The organism is Candidatus Pelagibacter communis, assembly GCF_001180205.1.
Lineage (GTDB): Bacteria > Pseudomonadota > Alphaproteobacteria > Pelagibacterales > Pelagibacteraceae > Pelagibacter > Pelagibacter ubique_O.
The window spans coordinates 1-21,232 of record NZ_CVSU01000098.1; the positions used below are offsets into that span (position 1 = coordinate 1).

Annotated in this window: 22 protein-coding genes and 1 pseudogene; 14 read left to right on the forward strand and 9 right to left on the reverse strand. The window is 30.2% G+C overall.

The window, feature by feature from the left end; all coding sequences use genetic code 11:
* The 10 genes from miaB to pnp all read left to right on the forward strand — a co-directional run.
* On the forward strand, window positions 1–1,072 hold a 1,072-nt coding region (gene miaB, locus AMO08_RS04505; RefSeq protein ID WP_075485615.1), incomplete at its 5' end, for a tRNA (N6-isopentenyl adenosine(37)-C2)-methylthiotransferase MiaB.
* A 3-nt stretch (window positions 1,073–1,075) separates the two neighbouring features.
* Window positions 1,076–2,071, forward strand: a complete 996-nt coding sequence (locus AMO08_RS04510; RefSeq protein ID WP_075485617.1) for a PhoH family protein — start codon at window positions 1,076–1,078, stop codon at window positions 2,069–2,071.
* Window positions 2,064–2,525: an rRNA maturation RNase YbeY gene (ybeY, locus tag AMO08_RS04515; protein WP_075485619.1), complete on the forward strand. Its 462-nt coding sequence runs from the start codon at window positions 2,064–2,066 to the stop codon at window positions 2,523–2,525. Before AMO08_RS04510 ends, ybeY begins: the two co-directional genes overlap by 8 nt.
* Window position 2,526: 1 nt before the next feature.
* Window positions 2,527–4,071: an apolipoprotein N-acyltransferase gene (gene lnt, locus AMO08_RS04520; protein WP_082255028.1), complete on the forward strand. Its 1,545-nt coding sequence runs from the start codon at window positions 2,527–2,529 to the stop codon at window positions 4,069–4,071.
* Window positions 4,064–5,233, forward strand: a complete 1,170-nt coding sequence (gene metK, locus AMO08_RS04525) for a methionine adenosyltransferase (RefSeq protein WP_075485623.1) — start codon at window positions 4,064–4,066, stop codon at window positions 5,231–5,233. The genes lnt and metK overlap by 8 nt, the downstream gene beginning before the upstream one ends.
* A gap of 99 nt (window positions 5,234–5,332) precedes the next feature.
* Window positions 5,333–6,886: a transcription termination factor NusA gene (gene nusA, locus AMO08_RS04530; RefSeq protein ID WP_075485676.1), complete on the forward strand. Its 1,554-nt coding sequence runs from the start codon at window positions 5,333–5,335 to the stop codon at window positions 6,884–6,886.
* Window positions 6,883–9,117, forward strand: coding sequence for a translation initiation factor IF-2 (infB, locus tag AMO08_RS04535; RefSeq protein ID WP_075485625.1), 2,235 nt, complete (start codon window positions 6,883–6,885; stop codon window positions 9,115–9,117). The genes nusA and infB overlap by 4 nt, the downstream gene beginning before the upstream one ends.
* Window positions 9,117–9,485, forward strand: coding sequence for a 30S ribosome-binding factor RbfA (rbfA, locus tag AMO08_RS04540; RefSeq protein ID WP_075485631.1), 369 nt, complete (start codon window positions 9,117–9,119; stop codon window positions 9,483–9,485). The genes infB and rbfA overlap by 1 nt, the downstream gene beginning before the upstream one ends.
* Before the next feature lie 12 nt (window positions 9,486–9,497).
* Window positions 9,498–9,746, forward strand: coding sequence for a 30S ribosomal protein S15 (gene rpsO / locus AMO08_RS04545; protein ID WP_075485648.1), 249 nt, complete (start codon window positions 9,498–9,500; stop codon window positions 9,744–9,746).
* A gap of 57 nt (window positions 9,747–9,803) precedes the next feature.
* The gene (gene pnp / locus AMO08_RS04550; protein WP_075485650.1) at window positions 9,804–11,876 is read left to right on the forward strand and encodes a polyribonucleotide nucleotidyltransferase; all 2,073 of its coding nucleotides are present in this window, start codon (window positions 9,804–9,806) and stop codon (window positions 11,874–11,876) included.
* 53 nt (window positions 11,877–11,929) lie between these two features.
* Here pnp and AMO08_RS04555 read toward each other — a convergent pair whose 3' ends face one another.
* The 4 genes from AMO08_RS04555 to fabA are packed head-to-tail and all read right to left on the reverse strand — an operon-like array spanning window position 11,930 to window position 14,664.
* A complete protein-coding gene (locus tag AMO08_RS04555) occupies window positions 11,930–12,136 on the reverse strand; it encodes a DUF1737 domain-containing protein (RefSeq protein WP_075485652.1) in 207 nt (68 codons plus the stop codon).
* A 27-nt stretch (window positions 12,137–12,163) separates the two neighbouring features.
* Window positions 12,164–12,949 carry an enoyl-ACP reductase FabI gene (locus tag AMO08_RS05675; RefSeq protein ID WP_102134045.1) on the reverse strand — a complete coding sequence of 262 codons (786 nt, stop codon included), beginning with the start codon at window positions 12,947–12,949 and terminating at the stop codon, window positions 12,164–12,166.
* Window positions 12,950–12,952: 3 nt separating this feature from the next.
* Entirely contained in the window at window positions 12,953–14,164 is a 1,212-nt protein-coding gene (gene fabB, locus AMO08_RS05680) for a beta-ketoacyl-ACP synthase I (protein WP_102134046.1), read from the reverse strand.
* Window positions 14,164–14,664, reverse strand: coding sequence for a bifunctional 3-hydroxydecanoyl-ACP dehydratase/trans-2-decenoyl-ACP isomerase (gene fabA, locus AMO08_RS04565; protein ID WP_075485654.1), 501 nt, complete (start codon window positions 14,662–14,664; stop codon window positions 14,164–14,166). Before fabA ends, fabB begins: the two co-directional genes overlap by 1 nt.
* Window positions 14,665–14,755: 91 nt before the next feature.
* Here fabA and AMO08_RS04570 point away from each other — a divergent pair, with 91 nt between their 5' ends.
* From AMO08_RS04570 to AMO08_RS04585, 4 genes and pseudogenes are all read left to right on the forward strand, one after another.
* Window positions 14,756–15,184, forward strand: a complete 429-nt coding sequence (locus AMO08_RS04570) for a Fur family transcriptional regulator (RefSeq protein WP_075485656.1) — start codon at window positions 14,756–14,758, stop codon at window positions 15,182–15,184.
* A 105-nt stretch (window positions 15,185–15,289) separates the two neighbouring features.
* A complete protein-coding gene (locus AMO08_RS04575) occupies window positions 15,290–15,706 on the forward strand; it encodes a rubrerythrin family protein (protein ID WP_075485664.1) in 417 nt (138 codons plus the stop codon).
* A 65-nt stretch (window positions 15,707–15,771) separates the two neighbouring features.
* A pseudogene (locus AMO08_RS05990) lies at window positions 15,772–17,104 on the forward strand ((Fe-S)-binding protein).
* 2 nt (window positions 17,105–17,106) lie between these two features.
* Entirely contained in the window at window positions 17,107–17,700 is a 594-nt protein-coding gene (locus AMO08_RS04585; protein WP_075485666.1) for a DUF3501 family protein, read from the forward strand.
* Here the strand turns inward: AMO08_RS04585 and AMO08_RS04590 are convergent.
* The 5 genes from AMO08_RS04590 to AMO08_RS04610 all read right to left on the reverse strand — a co-directional run.
* Window positions 17,697–18,107 carry an SH3 domain-containing protein gene (locus tag AMO08_RS04590; RefSeq protein WP_075485668.1) on the reverse strand — a complete coding sequence of 137 codons (411 nt, stop codon included), beginning with the start codon at window positions 18,105–18,107 and terminating at the stop codon, window positions 17,697–17,699. The two genes, AMO08_RS04585 and AMO08_RS04590, sit on opposite strands and share 4 nt — an antisense overlap.
* A 30-nt stretch (window positions 18,108–18,137) precedes the next feature.
* Window positions 18,138–18,893 carry a HesA/MoeB/ThiF family protein gene (locus AMO08_RS04595; protein ID WP_075485670.1) on the reverse strand — a complete coding sequence of 252 codons (756 nt, stop codon included), beginning with the start codon at window positions 18,891–18,893 and terminating at the stop codon, window positions 18,138–18,140.
* A complete protein-coding gene (dut, locus tag AMO08_RS04600) occupies window positions 18,890–19,327 on the reverse strand; it encodes a dUTP diphosphatase (RefSeq protein WP_075485672.1) in 438 nt (145 codons plus the stop codon). The genes AMO08_RS04595 and dut overlap by 4 nt, the downstream gene beginning before the upstream one ends.
* Window positions 19,327–20,532 carry a bifunctional phosphopantothenoylcysteine decarboxylase/phosphopantothenate--cysteine ligase CoaBC gene (gene coaBC / locus AMO08_RS04605; protein WP_075485674.1) on the reverse strand — a complete coding sequence of 402 codons (1,206 nt, stop codon included), beginning with the start codon at window positions 20,530–20,532 and terminating at the stop codon, window positions 19,327–19,329. The genes dut and coaBC overlap by 1 nt, the downstream gene beginning before the upstream one ends.
* An 8-nt stretch (window positions 20,533–20,540) precedes the next feature.
* A partial coding sequence (locus AMO08_RS04610; RefSeq protein WP_256997660.1) for an AarF/UbiB family protein occupies window positions 20,541–21,232 on the reverse strand: 692 nt, incomplete at its 5' end.

Below are 21,232 nucleotides of genomic sequence, written 5' to 3' on the forward strand. Positions count from 1 at the left end.
AGAAAATGAAGAGATACTAAAAAGAGAACCCTACATAGATTTAGTAATTGGTCCTCAAGCTTATCATAAAATTAATGATACAATTTTAAATTATACTAAAAAAAAGAAAAAACTAGAGGAGACAGAGTTTGATGCAGTTACTAAATTTAAATATTTAAGTAAAATAAAAAATGAAGCTGGAAAAGTTTCATCCTTTTTAACTATTCAAGAAGGATGTGATAAGTTTTGTCATTTTTGTGTAGTCCCATACACAAGAGGACCAGAGTATTCTCGACCACTTAATCAAATTCTGGATGAAGCAAAATATTTAGCTGATAGCGGTGCAAAAGAAATAATTTTACTTGGTCAAAATGTAAACGCTTATGACAATGAAGGGTACAGACTATCAGATTTAATATTTAACATTGAAAAAATATCTGAAATTAAAAGAGTTAGATACACAACATCTCACCCAAAAGATATGACGGAAGATTTGATTGAAGTTTATAAAACTTCTAAAAAGTTAATGCCACTCGTACATTTACCTGTCCAAAGTGGATCTAATAAAATTTTAAAATTAATGAACAGAAAACATACTATTGAGGAATACTTAAATACTTTTGATAAATTAAAAGAAATTAACCCAAATATAAAATTTTCTAGCGATTTTATAATAGGTTATCCTGGTGAAGAAGATCAGGATTTTAAAGATACCTTTAATTTAATTGAAAAGGTTAAATTTATTAACTCTTACTCTTTCATCTTTAGCCCAAGACCAGGAACAGTAGCTGAAAATTTAGAATTAATTGAAAAAAAAATTTCTATCGAAAGATTAGAAAAAATTCAAAATATTTTATTCGAAAATCAAATTCGAATGAATAATTCATTGAAGGGTAAAGTTGTTGACGTTTTGGTCGAAAATTTAACAGACGATAAAAGTAAAGCTTTTGGCAGATCTGAGTATATGACATCTGTAATTTTTAATGGTAAAAAGAATGATATTGGAAAAATAGTGCAAGTGAGAATTAAAGATAGTAATAGAAATACTTTATTCGGTGAAGTTATAACTAATTCAAATCAGAAAGTTGCATAGAATTTGAGTGGAATAACTAAAAAAAATATCGATCAGTCTTTAAAATTTGTTTATTCAGATAACAATTCTTTAAGCGTTATATTTCACGACAATAACTTGTTAATGGGTGTTGTTGGGGAATTTAATAAAAATTTACAAGAATTAGAAAAAATTACAAATTGCAGCTTATATTCAAGGGGAAATTCAATTTTAATTAAATCAACACCTGAAAAGAATGAAAAAATTAAAAATGCTATTCAATTTTTGGCTAATCAGTTTATTAATAATGGAAGTATAGAGAATAAAGATATACTTTCATCGGTTGATAACTTTATGATTAATGAAAAAGTAAAAAATAATAATGTTACAGATATTATCAAAACTCCAAAAAAATCTATAATTCCTAGATCTGAAAAACAAAAAAGCTATGTGAGAGCTTTGAGAGAGAGCGATATTGTAATTTCAGCTGGGCCAGCAGGAACTGGAAAAACTTTTTTAGCAGTCGCTGTAGGTCTAACTATGCTTTTAGAAAAAAAGATTGAGAGAATTATTCTTTCAAGACCAGCTGTAGAAGCAGGCGAACGTTTGGGATTTTTACCTGGTGATATGAAGGAAAAAGTAGACCCTTATCTTAGACCTTTATATGATTCTTTATATGATCTATTCGACTTTGAAAAAATACAAAGAATGATTGAGATTGGAGATATAGAGATTGCACCTTTAGCTTTTATGAGAGGTAGAACTCTAAAAAATTCTTTTGCAATTTTAGATGAAGCACAAAATGCTACGGATACTCAGATAAAAATGTTTTTAACACGTATTGGAGAAAATTCTAAAATTGTTGTAAATGGTGACCCATCTCAAATTGATTTACCAAATAAAAGTATGTCAGGATTAGTTAGATCAAAAGAGTTACTAGGTCATTTAAAGGAAATATCCATAGTTGATTTTGATCATTCAGATGTAGTCAGACATCCACTTGTTTCTAAAATAGTCAAAGCATACTCAAATAATGATTAGTATTAATGTCTTCTCTGAGGAGAAGGCTTGGTCAAAAAGACTTAAAAATAAAGACGTTTTTTTTAAAAAAATATGTAAAGCTTTTCCAAAAAAATATAAATTTTTGAATAAAAAAGTAACCTTAACTCTATTACTTTCAAATAATCAAAATATTAAAAAATTAAATAAAGTTTTTAGAAAAAAAAATAAATCTACCGATATATTATCTTTTCCATTAGATAAAAAAATAAAAATTTCAAAAAATACTTATCTTGGAGACATTATCATTAGCTATAATTATCTAGACAAACCAAGATCACAAAATTTAAAATCTTTTAAAGAAAAAGTTACTAAATTATTCATACATGGTTTTCTTCATCTTTTAGGTTTTGATCATAAAAAAAATAAAGATTACTCCAAAATGTTAAAAGAAGAAAATCTATTATTTAAATCTGTACAATCAAAAATAAATTAAATTGAAAAATAAATTTTATATTGAAACAATTTATTTAATTTTATTAGGAGTGCTTACTTCCTTAAGTTTGCCTCCATTTAATTATGTTGTAATAAATTTTTTAACTTTTAGTTTATTCTATATATTTTTAATAAAAAAAATTGAGTTTTATAAAAATAAAAGAATATTTTTTCTTTATGGTTGGTTATTTGGGTTTGGTTATTTTGTAAGTAATTTATATTGGATCTCAATATCATTAACGTTTGATCAAAATTTTAAGTTTTTAATACCTTTTACAATAATATTAATACCTGGTTTCTTAGCCTTGTTTTATGCTTTAGTTGCTTATTTATTTTCAGTTTTTAAGTCAAATAAAAATTTGAGTTCATTTTTTCTTTTTTCTTTAATATTTGGAATAATAGAGTTTCTACGAGGATCAATACTCACTGGTTTCCCTTGGAATTTAATTGCTTATAGTTTCTCTAATCAAATCGAGATTTTAAACATTACATCAGTCATAGGCACATACAGCTTTAATCTTTTCTGTATTTCATTATTTGCAAGCCCATCAATATTCATTTTAAGAAAAAATAAAAAAGATATTAGTGTATGTGTTGCGTTCCTTATTACAACAATATCATTTTATGTAATTGGTTCACAAAATATAGAAAAATTTAATAATCAAGAAGTAAAAAATCTTGACTATAAACTTAGAATTTTGGGTTCAAATATAAGTATAGATAGATTTTATAACAATGTTGATCCGATAACTGCAATAGAAGAGCTAATTGAAATCAGCTCTCCTAAAAAAAAACAAAAAATAATTTTTATTTGGCCAGAAGGTATTATTCCAGGTATTTCACAAGACCAATTAAAAGAATACAAGTGGTTATTTGAAAATAAATTTAACGAAAATCATTTGTTAGCAATTGGTATTAATAGTAAAGAAGATGAAAATCAAAATATTAAATATTTTAATTCATTATCTATATTTGACCACAATCTAAATATAATAAATTCATATAAAAAAATAAATCTGGTCCCTTTTGGTGAATTTTTACCTTTTGAAAAAATATTAAAAGGTATTGGCCTTAAAACAATTACTAATGACTACCAATCGTACTCAAAAGGTGAAGAAAGAAACATAATTGATCTAAAATTTAGTAATTTATCAGTGAAAATATTGCCTCTTATTTGTTATGAGATAATTTATTCAGGTAAAATTTTCACTAACAGTAACTTTGATTATATTGTAAATATTTCCGAAGATGGCTGGTTTGGTAAATCAATTGGTCCAGAGCAACATTTTGCTCATAGTATTTTTAGAGCTATAGAGAGTGGAAAATATGTTTTAAGGTCTGCAAATAATGGGACAACAGCAATTATTAATCCAATGGGTGTTATTGAACGAAAAGTTGATATAAATCATTTTGGTTATATAGATTTAAGTGAGTCAAGGAAAAAAGATGCAACTCTATTTGCAAAATTTGGAAATAAAATTTTTGGGTTTATAATTTTATTGTATATTTTTTTAATATTTTCATTTAAGAAACTTAAAAATGAGTAATTTAAAAAATTATCTTTTCACAAGTGAATCTGTTTCCGAAGGTCATCCAGACAAAGTATCTGATAGGATTTCAGATATGGTTGTAGATAGTTTTATTTCTGGAGATCCATACTCAAGAGTTGCGTGCGAAACATTAACTACAACAAATAAAGTTGTTTTAGCTGGTGAAGTAAGAGGACCAGAAATTAAAAAAGATGAATTAATTGAAAAAGTAAGAAATTGTATAAAAGATATTGGTTATGACCAAGAAGGATTTACTTGGAAAGAAGCTACAAAAATTGAAAGTCATTTACATTCCCAATCAGCTGATATTGCTATGGGTGTAGATTCTTCTGGTAATAAAGATGAAGGAGCTGGAGATCAAGGTATTATGTTTGGATACGCATGTAATGAAACAGATGTTTTAATGCCAGCACCAATTCATTATTCTCATCAAATTTTAAGATTGATGGCGGAAGACAGAAAGTCAGGAAAGTTAAAAAATATTGAACCAGATTCAAAAAGCCAGGTAACATTCGAGTATGTTGATGGAAAACCTTCAAAAGTAAAATCTGTAGTTATCTCGTCACAGCATTCACCAGATGTTAATCAATCGCAAGTCAGAGATTTATTAAGACCTTATATGTTAAAATCTATTCCTGAGAATTTTCTTAATGGCTTCAATGAGGATGAGTTTTATGTAAATCCAACGGGTAATTTTGTGATTGGTGGTCCTGATGGAGATTGTGGTCTCACGGGTAGAAAAATTATTGTTGATACATATGGTGGCGCTGCACCTCATGGAGGAGGTGCTTTTTCAGGAAAAGATCCAACTAAAGTTGATAGATCGGCAGCTTACGCGGCGAGGTATATTGCTAAAAATGTTGTAGGTTCAAAAATTTCTGACAAATGTTTAATTCAATTAGCTTATGCAATTGGTGTATCAAAACCATTATCTATTTATGTCGATCTATTTGATAATGATTTAGATAAAAATAAATTTGTTGTAGAAAAGATTAAAGAAAATTTTGACTTAAGCCCTAGAGGTATCAGAGAAATGTTAAATTTAAACAAACCAATATATGAAAAAACATCTGCCTATGGTCATTTTGGTAGAGCACCTGAGGAAAATGGTTCATTTTCATGGGAAAAAACTGATAAAACTAACGTTTTTTCTAAATAGTTTCTGTTGAATTAAAAAAAAACTTTACTATATTGCAACTACATTATTGAACTTTACAAAATGGGCCTTAGCCCATTTTTTTTTGGAGCAAACAAAATTATGCTAAATAAAAGAGCAGATAAACTTGAATTATTGAGAATTGCTGAAGCTGTAGCTTTAGAAAAATCAATTGATAAAGAACTTATTATAAGTTCTATGGAAACAGGTATTGCTAAAGCTGCAAAATCAAAATTTGGACAGGAAAATGAAATTAAAGTTTCTATAAATAGAGACAATGGAGATATTGAGCTCTTTAGAAAATTGATAATTTCTGAAAATCCTGAAAATGCAAATACAGAGATAAAATTGGAAGATGCAATTAATTTAAATGAATTAAACAAAGATAAGTCTATTGGTGACGAAGTATTACAGCCACTTCCTTCATTTGATTTTGGAAGAATAGCTGCGCAAACCGCAAAGCAAGTGATTAGTTTTAATGTAAGAGAAGCTGAAAGAGAAAGACAATTTAATGATTTTATTGATAAGAAAGACACTATTTTAAGTGGAATTGTAAAGAGATTAGAATTTGGAAATGTAATTGTTGATTTAGGAAGAACTGAAGCAATAATTCAAAAAAATGAATTAATACCTCGTGAAAATATTAAAGCAGGTGATCGTATAAAAGCTTATTGTTATGATGTTAGAAGAGAACCTAGAGGACAACAAATATTTCTATCTAGAGCTCATCCTAAATTTATGGAAAAGCTTTTTGTTCAAGAAGTTCCTGAAATTTATGATGGACTAATAGAAATTAAATCTTCTTCAAGAGATCCTGGGAGTAGAGCTAAAATATGTGTGAAAGCAGTTGATACATCTTTAGATCCAGTTGGTGCCTGTGTAGGTATGAGGGGCTCGAGAGTTCAAGCGGTTGTAAATGAACTTCAAGGAGAGAAAATTGATATAGTTAATTGGTCAGAGGATCCTGCAATTTTGGTTTCAAATGCATTGTCTCCAGCTGAAGTACAAAGAGTTAACGTTGATAATGAAAGAAAAAAACTTGATGTAATTCTAACTGAAGAAAATTTAAGTAAAGCAATTGGAAGAAGAGGTCAAAATGTACGACTTGCGACAAAACTCTTAAATTATGAAATTAATATAATGACAGATGCAGAAGACTCTGAACGAAGACAATTAGAATTTAAAGAAAAAACAGATAACTTTGTAAAAAATTTAGAGTTAGATGAAACTTTGGGTCAGTTACTTGTCGCTGAAGGTTTTTCAACTATTGATGATATTAAAGATAGTTCAACTCAAAATTTAATGAAGATAGAAGGCATAGAAGAAGATACTGCTAAAGCATTGATAGAAAGAGCTAAAGAGTTTCATGAAAAGGATCAGGAGGATATTTCTCAGAGAATTAAAGAATTAGGTCTTGAAGATGCCTTGATTAATTTAAAAGGGTTAACACCAGGAATGCTAGTTACACTTGGTGAACAAAAAATTCTAAGTTTAGAAGATTTTGCAGACTTAGCATCTGATGAATTAACCGGTGGTTATGATGTGGTTAAAGGTGAGAGAGTAAAAATCCAAGGTTATCTTGAAGATTTTGCTCTATCAAAAGAGGAAGCGGATGAACTAATTATGTCTGCGCGTAACATTGTTTATAAAGATTGAGTGATGAGGTATGGAAAAAAAAAACAAAATTAACAATTTCAGGCTCAGCCAAAAAATCAATCAAGAACATCGAGATTGCTAAATCTCAAGGAAAAAATTCTGTAGTAATTGAAAAACAAACTGGAAAATTCTCGAGTAGAGGTGGATCATTTAGATCCAGTACAAATAAGCCAAGAATAACTTCAACTTTCAACAGAGGTGCGCCATCAAAACCTTTATTTAATCCAAAATCGCCCGTTGTAGCAAACGATTTTGAAAAGAGAAAACTAGCAGAACAAAGAGCCACCAAAAGACTTAAAGGAGATAGTGAAAACAAAGATAAAAAGACTTTAAAAGAAGGCACAAAGAAGAGAGAGTTAAAGTTGACTGTATCAAGAGCACTAAGTGATGAGATTGATGCAAAACAAAGAAGTTTAGCATCCGTTAAGAGGGCAAGACAAAAAGAAATTAAAAATGCTACAAAAGATGATTCTCAACAAAATTTAAAACCGATTAAAAGAGATGTTAATATTCCTGAAGCAATCACAGTAAGAGAACTTGCAAATAGGATGGCTGAACAGTCAAGTAATGTAATTAAACATTTATTTGGCATGGGTGTTACTGTAACCATCAATCAAACATTAGCTGCAGATACTGCAGAGTATTTAGTTAAAGAATTTGGTCACAATCCAATTAGAGAAGAGAAAGCAGAAGAAATAATTCAAAAAATAAAAGCTTCAAGAACAGAAAATTTAAAAAATCGACCACCAATAGTTACTGTCATGGGTCATGTTGATCACGGTAAAACCTCAGTACTAGATGTACTCAGAAGTGCAAATGTAGTTTCTGGGGAATTTGGAGGAATAACTCAACATATTGGGGCTTATCAAATTGAAAGTCAAAATAATAAATTAACATTCATTGATACACCGGGCCATGCTGCATTTACAGAGATGAGAGCAAGAGGATCAAAACTAACCGATGTGGTTGTATTGGTGGTTGCTGCAGATGATGGAGTTAAACCTCAAACCGTTGAATCTATTAAACATGCTAAAGCTGCAAAGGTTCCAATTGTTGTAGCTATAAATAAATGTGATCTACCAGAGGCAGATCCTCAGAAGATAAAAAATCAATTATTAGAACACGAATTAATTGCCGAAGATTTATCTGGTGATACTTTAATGGTTGAAATTTCAACTAAAACAAAACAAAACTTAGATAAATTAGTAGAGTCTATAATACTTCAAGCAGAGATTTTAGATCTTAAAACAGACTATGACTCTAAAGCTACAGGTATAGTTTTAGAATCTAAAATTGATGTTGGTAGAGGTCCGGTAGCAAATATAATTGTCACTACCGGAACTCTCAAGAGAGGTGATTTTTTTGTAAGCGGTTTAAAATGGGGAAAAGTAAGAGCTATTATTAATGATAAAGGTAAAAATATCAATGAAGCTTTACCCTCAACACCCGTTGAAATTTTAGGAATAAATGGTGCGGCAAAAGCTGGTGATGATTTTATTGTACTAGATACAGAAAAAGAGGCTAAGACATTGAGTGAAAACAGAGCTCAAGAAAGTAAAGATGGAAAAAATCCACTAACTTTTGCAACTCAAGATTCTGCTTTTTCAGATAAATCCACAGAAGAATTAAATTTAATTGTTAAATCTGATGTACATGGATCATCAGAAGCAATTAAAAATGCAATTAGCCAAATTAAGCATGATGAAGTCAAACCTAAAATAATTTTAGCAGATATTGGAATGGTAACAGAGACTGACGTTACATTAGCAAAAGCATCGAACGCAGTATTAATAGCCTTCAATGTTAAACCAAGCAAAGAAGCAAAAAAACTTGCTGAAAATGAAAAAATAAAAATATCCTCATACAATATTATTTATGAAGTTTTAGATTATATTAAACAAAGAATGTCAGGATTATTGGCACCTGATGTTCAAGAAGAAATTACAGGTACTGCGCAAATCTTGGAAATATTTAAAGTCTCAGGTGCTGGAAAAGTTGCAGGTTCAAAAGTAACTGAAGGAGAAATTAATAGTACTTCAGATGTTAGAATTATTAGGGACGGTGCTATTATTTATACAGGAAAAATTTCATCAATATTTAGAGAAAAAAATCAGGTAAAACAGGTAAGTGGTGGTCAAGAATGTGGAATTACAGTTAAAGATTATATGGATTTCCAAAAAAATGATACAATAGAAGCTTTTAGTGTTACATCTACAGAGAGGTCAATTTAATGGCAGATAGAATAGGAAAACCGGTATCTCAAAGACAGCTTAGAGTAGGAGAAATGATCAAACAGTCTTTAAGCATGATTTTTATAAGAAATGAGGCTAAGGTTCCCAATTTAGAAACAAATACTATAACGGTTACTGAGGTTAGAATGAGTCCTGATTTAAAAATTGCTAAAGCATATGTTCTTCCATTAGGAGGAAAAGATGCGGAGGAAACAATTAATGTTTTAAAGGAATACTCATTTTTAATTAGAAAAATTTTATCACAAAAAGTGGTTATGAAATTTTTACCAAAATTACTTTTTAGAAAAGATGAATCTTTTGAGTATGCGGAAAAAATAGAAAACTTAATAAAACAAACAAATAAATAGGAAGAAAGAGGCATGAACAAAAAGGCACAAGAATTAGCAATGCATGATAAAGATACTGGATCTTCAGAGATACAAATCGCTTTGCTAACAGAGAAAATTGAAACTCTCTCTAAACATATTAAGCAATTCAAAAAAGATAAACATTCATCTGTTGGATTGTTGAGAGCGGTAAATAGAAGAAAGAAATTGTTAGAATACTTAAAGAAAAATAAAATGGATTCTTACAAAAATGTACTGTCGAAATTGAATTTAAGAAAATAGAAATCAAAATAGATAGAACGGAATGGAACGAAACGAACGAAACGAAATGGAAATGAAATGTTTAAAGTACACAAGAAGGAAATCGAAGTAGCAGGAAAGAAGATAAGTTTAGAAACAGGTAAAGTAGCAAGACAGGCAGACGGTGCAATAATCGCAACATGTGGAGAGACAGTCGTACTAGCAACAGTGGTGGGAGCAAAAAAAGTAAATCCTGATATGGATTACTTTCCATTATCTGTAAATTACCAAGAAAAATATTATGCAGCTGGAAAAATTCCAGGTGGATATTTTAAAAGAGAAGCAAGACCAACTGAGAGTGAAACATTAATCTCTAGATTAATTGATAGACCAATCAGACCTTTGTTTCCTGATGAATTTAAAAATGAAGTACAGTTATTACCAACTGTCATTTCATATGATAAAGAAAATGAACCAGATATTTTATCAATCACCGCATCTTCAGCAGCATTAGCTATATCAGGAATGCCATTTATGGGTCCTGTAGGAGCATCAAGGGTTGGATTTATTGATGGAAAATATGTTTTAAACCCATCTAAAGCAGAGTTAGAAAAATCGAAATTAGATTTAGTTGTAGCAGGTACAAAAGATGCTGTGCTTATGGTTGAGTCTGAAGCAAGTGGTTTAACAGAGGAAGAAATGTTAAATGCAGTTAAATTTGGTCATGAAGGATTTGTTCCAGTAATTGAAATGATAGAGGAACTTGCAAAAGAATGCAGAAAACCTGAGTGGACAGTTGAGAAAAAAGATTTATCTGAGGTTAAGAAAAAACTTGAGGAAACTTTTACAGAAGATCTTAAAAAAGCTTTTGCTACAAGAGATAAACAAGATAGATCAAATCAAATTTCTGAAATCACTGATAAAGCTAAAAAACTTTATGAGGAAGATGAAAACTACACTGATCTTGATGTTAATAGTCAGTTAAAAAATCTAGAAAAATCAATTGTTAGAACAGACATTCTAAAAAATAAAAATAGAATTGATGGTAGGGGTTTATCAGATGTAAGACCTATTGAATGTGAAGTGGGTGTTCTTCCGAGAGCACATGGTTCTGCATTGTTTACTAGAGGAGAAACTCAAGCAATTGTTGTTGCAACTTTAGGAACATCTGATGATGAACAAAGAATTGAGAGCTTAGATGGATTGCAAAGAGAACGATTTATGCTTCACTATAATTTTCCTCCTTTTTCAGTTGGAGAAACTGGAAGAATTGGAACAGGTAGAAGAGAAATTGGTCATGGTAAATTAGCTTGGAGAGCAATTAACTCTTCATTACCTACAAAAGAAGCATTTCCATATACTTTTAGAGTAGTTTCGGAGATTACAGAGTCCAATGGTTCTTCTTCAATGGCTACTGTTTGTGGAACTTCATTAGCATTAATGGATGCTGGAGTACCAATAAAAGAGCCCGTTGCAGGTATTGCAATGGGATTAATTAAAGAAGGAGATGATTTCAGTGTTCTATCAGACATTTTAGGTGATGAAGATCACTTGGGTGACATGGACTTTAAAGTTGCTGGAACTAAAGATGGAATTACTTCTCTTCAAATGGATATCAAAATTACAGGTATTACTTTTGAAATTATGGAGCAGGCATTAAGTCAAGCTAAAGATGGAAGAGTTCATATCTTAGGTGAAATGAATAAAGCATTATCAGCTTCAAGAGAAAATGTTGGAAAACACACTCCAAAAATGGAACAAGTTAATGTTGATAAAAAAGACATTGCAGCTGTGATTGGAAAAGGTGGAGCAACGATTAGAGAGATTGTTGAAAAATCAGGTGCAAAAGTAGATGTAAATGACGAAGGTGTGGTAACAGTTGCTGCTCCTGATGAAGAATCTAGAAACATCGCAATGCAAATGATTAAAGACATCACTGCAAAAGCTGAATTAAACAAAATTTATTCAGGTAAAGTAATGAAGATTATGGAGTTTGGTGCATTTGTTAATTTCTTAGGAAAACAAGATGGACTAGTTCATATCTCAGAACTTGCAGATAAAAGAGTAGCTAAAGTTACTGACGTTGTCAAAGAGGGTGACGAAGTAAAAGTTAAAGTGATTGGTTTCGATAGAGGTAAAGTTAAACTTTCTATGAAACAAGCTGCTGAATAATCTATAACTTAAATTAAAATTTTAAACCCCTGGAATGAGAGTTCTGGGGGTTTTTATATTGAAGATAAATTTATTTTTTTTAAGTATTTTTTATTTGGAACATTTTTTATAACTGCTTGGCCACAACGCATTATTCCTCGTTTTTTATCAAATGTCATTTTGGGTTCACCATATAATTTCCATCCATTCGATAATGCCTCAGTTACGCGATTACAAAATCTTGCTGTATCATCATCAGTAATAAATCTGTATCCCTTCATATATTTTTAACTAAATTTAACTAAAATTCAGGTTATATTTTTAGGATCTGGCATTCCTACCTTGTTATATCCAGCATCTACGTAGTGTATTTCACCAGTAACTCCGTTTGCAAGGTCACTTACTAGATATAATGCTGAATTTCCAACATCATGGATATCTACATTTCTTTTAAGAAAAGAATGGTCTTCATTCCATTTATATAGGAATTTTGCGTCTCCTATTGCAGAGGCAGCTAATGTCTTGATAGGTCCTGCACTTATAGCATTTACTCTCATGCCTTTAGCACCCAAATCTCTAGCTAAGTATTTAACACTGGCCTCTAAAGCAGATTTACAAACACCCATTACATTATAATTTGGGATTGCTTTAGTAGATTCGTAAGTTAAAGTTAATAAACTTCCACCTTGTCTCATTACCTTTGAAGCTTCTTTTGCGACTTCAGTAAATGAAAAGCATGAGATTAACATACTTCTTAAAAAGTTTTCTCTAGTCGTATTTAAATATTCACCTGATAACTCTGATTTATCTGAGAAAGCAACTGCATGCACTACAAAATCAATTTCACTCCATTGAGATTTGATATCCTCAAATAGTTTTACTACTTCTTCTTTTTTTTCAACATCACAACTGAATGTGACGTTTGAATTTAATTTTTCTGCTAAAGGAACTACTCTTTTTTTTAAAGCGTCACCCAAATATGTAAATGCTAGCTCCGCTCCAGCTTCTGAAAGTTTTTGAGATATACCCCAGGCAATAGATCTTTCATTAGCAACACCCATGATTAATCCTTTTTTACCTTTCATCAGACTCATAAACTAAACCTTTTCAAAAATTAAAGCCGCATTAGTTCCACCAAAACCAAAGCTATTTGACATTACTGTATTTAAAGTTGTTCCTGTTTCAGTTTTTGGAACTATTGGAAATCTTTTAGCATCATCATCCATTTCAGTAATATTTGCAGAACCTGTAATGAAATTATTTTTCATCATTATCAAACAATAAATTGCTTCATGAACTGAAGCAGCGCCTAATGGATGGCCTGATAAAGATTTAGTTGAACTTATTTTTGGAATATCATTCCCAAATGTTTCTTTAATAGCATTTAGTTCAGTAATATCTCCAACAGGTGTTGATGTTCCGTGAGTATTAATATAATCAATTTTATTTTTAGCAGTTGCCATTGCCATTTTCATACATCTAACAGCGCCTTCTCCTGATGGAGCTACCATATCATATCCATCCGAAGTTGCTCCATAACCAGTTAATTCTGCGTATATTTTAGCACCCCTTGCTCTAGCATGTTCGTATTCTTCAAGTACTAATACACCTGCACCACCTGCAATTACAAATCCATCTCTAGTTTTATCATAAGCTCTAGACGCAGATTGAGGAGTATCATTATATTTTGATGATAAAGCTGTCATAGCATCAAACATTGCTGTCATCGCCCAATGAATTTCTTCACTTCCACCTGCAAAAACAACATCCTGTTTACCCATTTGAATTAATTCCATAGAATTTCCTATGCAGTGTCCACTTGTTGCACATGCAGAACTCATTGTGTAGTTAGTTCCTTTAATTTTAAATGGTACTGCAAGTGTTGCTGAAGCAGTACTGGCCATTGTTCTTGGAACAATAAATGGTCCCATTAATTTTGGTGTCTTAGCTCTAGTTTTATCTGCTGCTAAAATTACATTTTCTATAGAAGGTCCTCCTGAACCCATCACAATTCCAGTTTTGAAATTACTTACTTCACTTTCTTCTAATCCAGAGTCTTCAATGGCTTCTTTCATTGCAATATAATTGTAAGCTGATCCTGAACCCATAAACCTTATTGTTTTTCTATCGATATGATCTTCAAGTTTAATATTTGGTTTACCGTGAACATGGCTTTTTAAATTATGCTCTTTGTATTCTTCAGCATAAGATATTCCTGATTTTGAATTTAATAAAGATTGATGAACTTCATCTTGATTATTTCCTAAACAAGAAACAACCCCTAAACCTGTAATAACTACTCTTCTCATTATTTAAATAACCCTACTTTTAAACTTTCAGCTGAATATATTTGTTTATTATCTGCAAGAACAATTCCATTTGCAAGCCCAACAGTTGTTCCTCCAGGAGACATAATTTTTTTCATATCTATTTCATATCTTACATTTTTTACATTCTGTAATACTTCACCTGTAAATTTCACAGTACCCACTCCTAAAGCTCTTCCTTTTCCAGGATTACCTAGCCAACCTAGAAAAAAACCTACTAATTGCCACATAGCATCTAAACCTAGGCACCCTGGCATAACTGGATCTTTTTTAAAATGACAATCAAAAAACCAAAGATCATCTTTAATATCTAATTCAGCTTTTAAAGAGCCTTTATTAAACGCTCCATTATTTTCATTGATTTCCGTTATTCTGTCAAACATAAGCATTGGTGGGAGTGGTAATTTTGCATTACCAGGACCAAAAAGATCACCATTCCCACAAGTTATTAGGTCATCATAGGAGTATGAGTTTTTTTTCATATTCGAGCACCCTTAATACTTGATTTAATCCTAATATAATATAATAAAACAATAAACTTTTATTCATACTTTAGAATAATTATAAAAAACAATGCCAAAAAACTGCAATTTTATTGAAAAATTAAGAGAAGTTGGGCTTAGACCTACTAAACAAAGATTAAAAATGTGTGAAGTTTTGTATAATAGAGAAAAAACTTTTCATTTCACAATTAACGATTTGGTTAAATTGTTATCTGAGAAAATGAATCAAAAGATATCTCTAGCTACAGTTTATAACACAGTTCATGCATTTGAAAAAAAAGGATATCTAAAAGAAATTTCAATCGATAGCCATAAAAGTTATTTTGATACAAACACATCAGCACATCATCATTTTTTTGATGAAGATACGCATGAGTTGATTGATTGTGATGAGAGCGACATAGACAAAATAAATATTAGAAAAAATATTGCAGGAAAAAAAATAAATTCTGTTGAAGTGTTAGTTAGAGTTGCGAGTGATAATCAAACTCAAAAATAATTTAATTAAATCATACACTTAAAATCTACATTATAATAATTCTAAACTATTGACATACTGTTAATATGCATTATATGATTTGTTTATCATTAAAAAGGAGAAAAAATGTCTTTAAAAGGAAGTAAAACAGAAGAAAATTTAAAAGAAGCGTTTGCTGGCGAAAGTCAAGCAAATAGAAGATATCTTTATTTCGCACAAAAAGCTGACATAGAAGGTTACAATGATGTAGCTGCAGTTTTTAGATCAACAGCTGAAGGTGAAACTGGTCACGCACATGGTCATTTGGAGTATCTAGAGGAAGTTGGTGATCCAGGAACTGGTATGCCAATTGGTGAAACAAAAGCAAATTTAGCTTCGGCAGTACAAGGCGAAACTCATGAGTATACTGATATGTACCCTGGTATGGCTAAAACAGCTAGAGAAGAGGGCTTTGAAGAAATTGCTGACTGGTTTGAAACTTTAGCTAAAGCTGAAAAATCACACGCTGGTAAATTTCAAAAAACTTTAGAGTCTATTAGCTAATCAAATTTCTTAGTGGGCGTTAGTCGCCCACTAAAAACAATTCGAATTTCAAAAAACTTAATTATATGAGCAAAGAAGGAAGTTTAGGTGCACCTATACGACATCCTATAGATTTTGAGCATCCTGATTTTTTAAATCCTGAAAAATTAGATGCTGAAATGAGAAGAGTGTTTGATATTTGTCATGGATGCAGAAGATGTTTTAATCTCTGCGATTCATTTCCTAAGCTATTTGACATGATTGATGAATCTAAAAATGAAGATGTTGAAAGCTTATCTAGCGATCAATTTGCCCCTGTCGTTGATGCATGTACATTGTGTGATATGTGTTTTATGACTAAATGCCCATATGTTCCACCTCATGATTTTGATTTAGATTTTCCACATTTAATGCTGCGATATAGAACAGCTCAAAAAAAATTAGGTAAATTACCAAGCGTACCAACACAACTAGCCCAAATAGACCGAAACGCCAAAATTGGTGTAATGTTCTCAAAAATAATTAACTGGGCATCAAATATTAAAAATAAACTAATTAGAAAAATTTTGGAACTTATTGCAGGAATAGATAAAAGAGTTCAGTTACCAAAATATAACTCAGAAACTTTTTCAAATTTTTTTTAAAAAAAATAAAGATAAGATAAATTATCAAACACCTTCTAAAGATAGAAAAGTAGTTATTTATTCAACTTGTTTTGTAAATTTTAATAAAAAAAATACGGGTGTTGCTGCTTTGAAAGTTTTGAAAAAAAATGGTGTTGAGGTTCAAGAAGCTTATCCTGGTTGTTGTGGAATGCCATTTTTAGAACAAGCAGATCTACCAAAGGTTGTTGAACAAGCGAAAAAAGTTTCTAAGGATTTAATCGAATGGATTGATAAAGGATATAAAGTAGTAACCTTAACAGCTAGTTGTGGGTTGATGTTAAAATTCGAATGGCCATTATTATTACCAAACGATGAAAAAATAAAAAAATTATCTGCAAATGTTATGGATATTGATGAGTATGTTGTGGATATTGCAAACAATGAGGGATTAGCAGAAGGATTAAATGAGATTGATGGAGGAGTAACCGTGCATCATGCTTGTCATGCGAGAGCACAGAATATGGGTATCAAAGCAAGAGATATGTTAAAATTGATACCAAACATTAAAATTGATGTAGTTGAAAGATGTGCAGGTCATGGAGGAACTTTTGGAGTAATGAAAGAAACTCATGATTTAGCAAATAAAGTTGGAAGACCTACAGCTAGACAAATAAAAATTAAAAATAATAAGTATATGGCTTCGGATTGTCCTTTAGCTGGTAAACATTTAAAACAGTTAGAAGTTGATACAAACATATCTAATGATGAGGCACTACACCCTATCGAATTGGTGGCAAAAAGTTATAACTTATGATCATGCCTAGAGAAAAAAGAGAAATTCAAAAAGAAGATATCATGCCATTAGATGTTTATATAGAAAAGAGACGTGAATTAAGAAAAAGTATTGTTGATTATAAGAAAAATAGAAGAGTTGCTTTAGGGCCTTACGCTACTTTTTATTTTGAAAGTTATGAAACAATGTTAGCTCAAGTACAAGAAATGCTATACATTGAAAAAGGTGGTGATGAGCAACTTCAGGATGAGTTAACTGCGTACAATCCTTTAATACCTAACGGCAAAGAATTAACAGCAACTTTAATGTTTGAAATAGATAATCCGATCTCAAGGGCTGCGTTTCTTGGAAAAGTTGGTGGAATAGAAGAAACAGTATTTATGAAAATAAATGGTGAGAAAATTAAAGCAGATCCCGAAGAAGATGTTGATAGAACTTCTTCTGAAGGAAAAGCTTCATCAGTACAGTTTATTCATTTTAATTTTACTGATGATCAAATAGAAAAATTTCAATCTAATAGCTCAGAAATTGAGCTTGGAATTGACCATAAAGAGTATTCCCATAGCACAAAATTATCTAAAGAAAATATAGCCTCTTTATCTACTGATTTTAGTTAATTTAGTCCCCAAATATTATCTGTTTTAATCCAACCTTCAAATTCTTCTGATGTAATTTTACACCAATTTTGTTCACATTTTTCCACAATTAATAATCTTCCCTCTTTTATTTGAGCAATTGGTTTAGCAAAAGATGTGGGTTTTTTAAATAAAACTTTATTTTTCGTAGCTATTACAGAATTATTTTTTTTTAATTGAGAGATATGAATCCACCCACTGTTATTTTTTAAATCTATAATTCGCCTGAAATTCTCTTTTTTATCGATTTGTTTTAATGGAAGATTTATTTTTTTATAAACGTATTTAATATCAGATTCAAAACTTGGTCCGTAACGAACGTTTACTTTATTTTTTTTAAGAGAGACAAAAATTTCATTAGCAAACGAAATGTGAGTAAATAATAACAAAAAAAAATACTATATAAATTTTTTTTATTATTAGTTGCATAAGCATTTTTTTCTTTTATTAAATTTTGCTTTTCTAAAATTTAAATTTAATAGATCTAGAATTAGAATGTATCTATTTAAATTTTGCCCAATATCTAATATTTTTTTTAAAACCTCATTGGCTTGTAACGTACCTATTATTCCTGCAACGGTTCCTAAAATTCCCTCATATTCACAATTTAAAATTTCATCAGATATTGTTTCTTCTTGATAAAAACATCTCAAGCAAGGATCTTTTTTGTTAGTAAAATTAAAAGTAAAAATGTGTCCATCAAACTTACTTATAGCACCAGTAACTAGAAATTTTTTATATTTTAGACTTAAATCATTTATTAAAAATTTACTTTCAAAGTTATCAGTCCCATCAACAATATAGTCATAATTTTTAATAATTTTTTCAAATGTAGTTTTATTTAATTTTAAATTAAAAATATCTATTTTTGTCTTTGGATTAATTTTATTTAATTTTTTTTTTGCAATCTTTACTTTAGATTGATTTATATCTTTTTCATTATACAGGCTTTGTCTGTGGATATTAGAGAGACTTACAGTATCATGATCTGCAATCCCAAGTGTACCAATACCCGATCTAGTTAAAAATTCTGCTACTGGGCAACCTAGACCACCCATACCAACTATCAATACTTTTGAAGATAAAATTTTTTTTTGACCTGTTGCACCAATATTTTTAAGAATTATTTGCCTCGAGAATTTCTCTATTTCTTTTTTGTTTAAATTTTTGCTCATTTTCCTGTTGAGCCAAACCCACCTTCTCCTCTAATTGTTTCTGGTAGATCATCAGTTTCCTCAAGATCTATTTTAATTACAGGAGTTAAAATCATTTGTGCTATTCTATCCTTATTATTTATTAAAAAATCACTTTTTCCATGATTAAAAAGGATTACTTTTATTTCTCCCCTGTAATCACTATCAATAGTTCCAGGTGTATTTAAAACACTAATGTTGTTTTTTGCAGCTAAACCAGATCTTGGTCTTATTTGTATTTCGAAATCACTTGAAAATGCAACAGCAAGCCCTGTTGGTACTAAGCATGATGAGTTTGGTTTAAGATTAATAGGCTCTTTTACTAATGCCATCAAATCCATACCTGATGCACCTTCTGTTTTGTAAGCGGGTAATTCAACCGCAGGGTCTAACTTTTTGATAAGAACTTTCGCCATTAATTTAATTGATCAATTATTCTATCAACTATTTCATCAGAAATTCCAGATTTTTTTTTGTACGAAAGTTTTTCTTTTTTAACGTCTTTGTTTTTATAATGAATTGTTACTTCATTATAATCAGAATTAAATCCTATATCTTTATTTGATACATCATTAGAAATTATCCAGTCACAACTTTTCTTATTTAATTTTTCCTCTGCATTTTTATCAATCTCATTAGTTTCTGCTGCAAATCCAATGACAAGTTCAGGTCTCATAGAGTTATGGTTAGACACATAATGAAGTATATCTACATTCTTTTCTAAATTTAAGTTTAAGTTCTCTTGTTTTTTAATTTTATTTTCATACTTTTTGTTAATTTTAAAATCAGCTACCGCAGCAGAAAAAATTGCTACATCAACAGGTAAATTTTCTTGAGTAGCAACTAACATTTCATCTGCTGTTTCAACTTTTATAAGATTAATATCTTTTGTTATTTCAAGATTAGTTGGACCTGATATTAATGTTGTATCAAAACCTTTTTTGGATAATGATTTTGCTAATTCATATCCTTGTTTGCCACTTGATTTATTTGTAATAAAACGAACTGGATCTATGTACTCATTAGTTGGACCTGCTGTAACTAATGCTTTAAATTTTTTGTTATTTTTTTGATTTAAGAAATATTTATCAACTTCTTCAGCAATTACTGATGGGTCTGACATTTTACCCTCTCCATATTCACCACATGCCATATCACCAACATCTGGACCTATTAGTTTATATCCAAACCCTTTTAATTTTTTTATATTTGTTTTAGTAGTTGGATGCTCCCACATTCTTACATTCATTGCTGGTGCTAAAATAATGTCTTTATCTGATGCCAAAACAACAGTGGATGCTAAATCATCAGTTGTTCCTTGAGCCAGTTTTGAAATTGTATTTGCCGTTGCAGGTGCAATTACAATTATATCTGCCCATCTTGAAAGTGAAATATGATCCATTTCAGTCTCATTTTCTACACTAAATAAATCACTATAAACTTTACCTTGAGAAAGTGATGTTATTGAAAGCGGAGTTACAAACTTTTTTGCACTTGTTGTAAGAATTGTCTTTATTTCTGCACCATTCTTTTTAAAAAGCCTTATTGTTTCAAGACTTTTATAAGCAGATATTCCTCCACAGATAATAAATAGTATTTTTTTATTTAACAAATTTTTCATCTGCAGAATTAAAATACTATAAGGCCAAAAATTACAAGAAGTAATAAACCAATAATAGATTGATTTCTAAATGCTATCATTTCTGATTTCTTATCATTCAGAGCAGTGTAAGAATTTGAATTTTGTGGAATTTGACCACTAGCTAAAAACGTTAATGCTTGATTTGCTTTATCCATAATCTCAGGAAATTCTGGTAAACGTTTTATAACTTCAGATGTATTTTTTAAAGTTTCATTTAAATTATTAATTGGATCTTTGGTTTCTTTAAGCCAATTTTCTAGTACAGGCTTTGAAGTTATCCAAATATTTGTGTTGGGATTTAATTTTCTTGCTACACCTTCAACAACAACCATAGTTTTTTGCAACATTAATAATTGAGGTTGAGTTTGCATATTAAACTTTTCTGTTACATCAAACAATTGTTTGAGTAATTTACCTCCTGAAATATCTTTTACTTCTTGACCAAATATAGGCTCACCAATTGATCTCAAAGCTTGAGCTAGATCATCGATTGGTACTTCTTTTGGAACTAATCCGGCCACCAAGTGAACTTCAGCTACTTTACGATAATCTCTTTGAATAAACCCAAATAAAATTTCTGCTAAAAACCTTTTACTAAGTTTGTCTAACCTGCCCATAATCCCAAAATCTATAGGTACAATTTGGCCACTATTATCAACAAAAATATTTCCTTGATGCA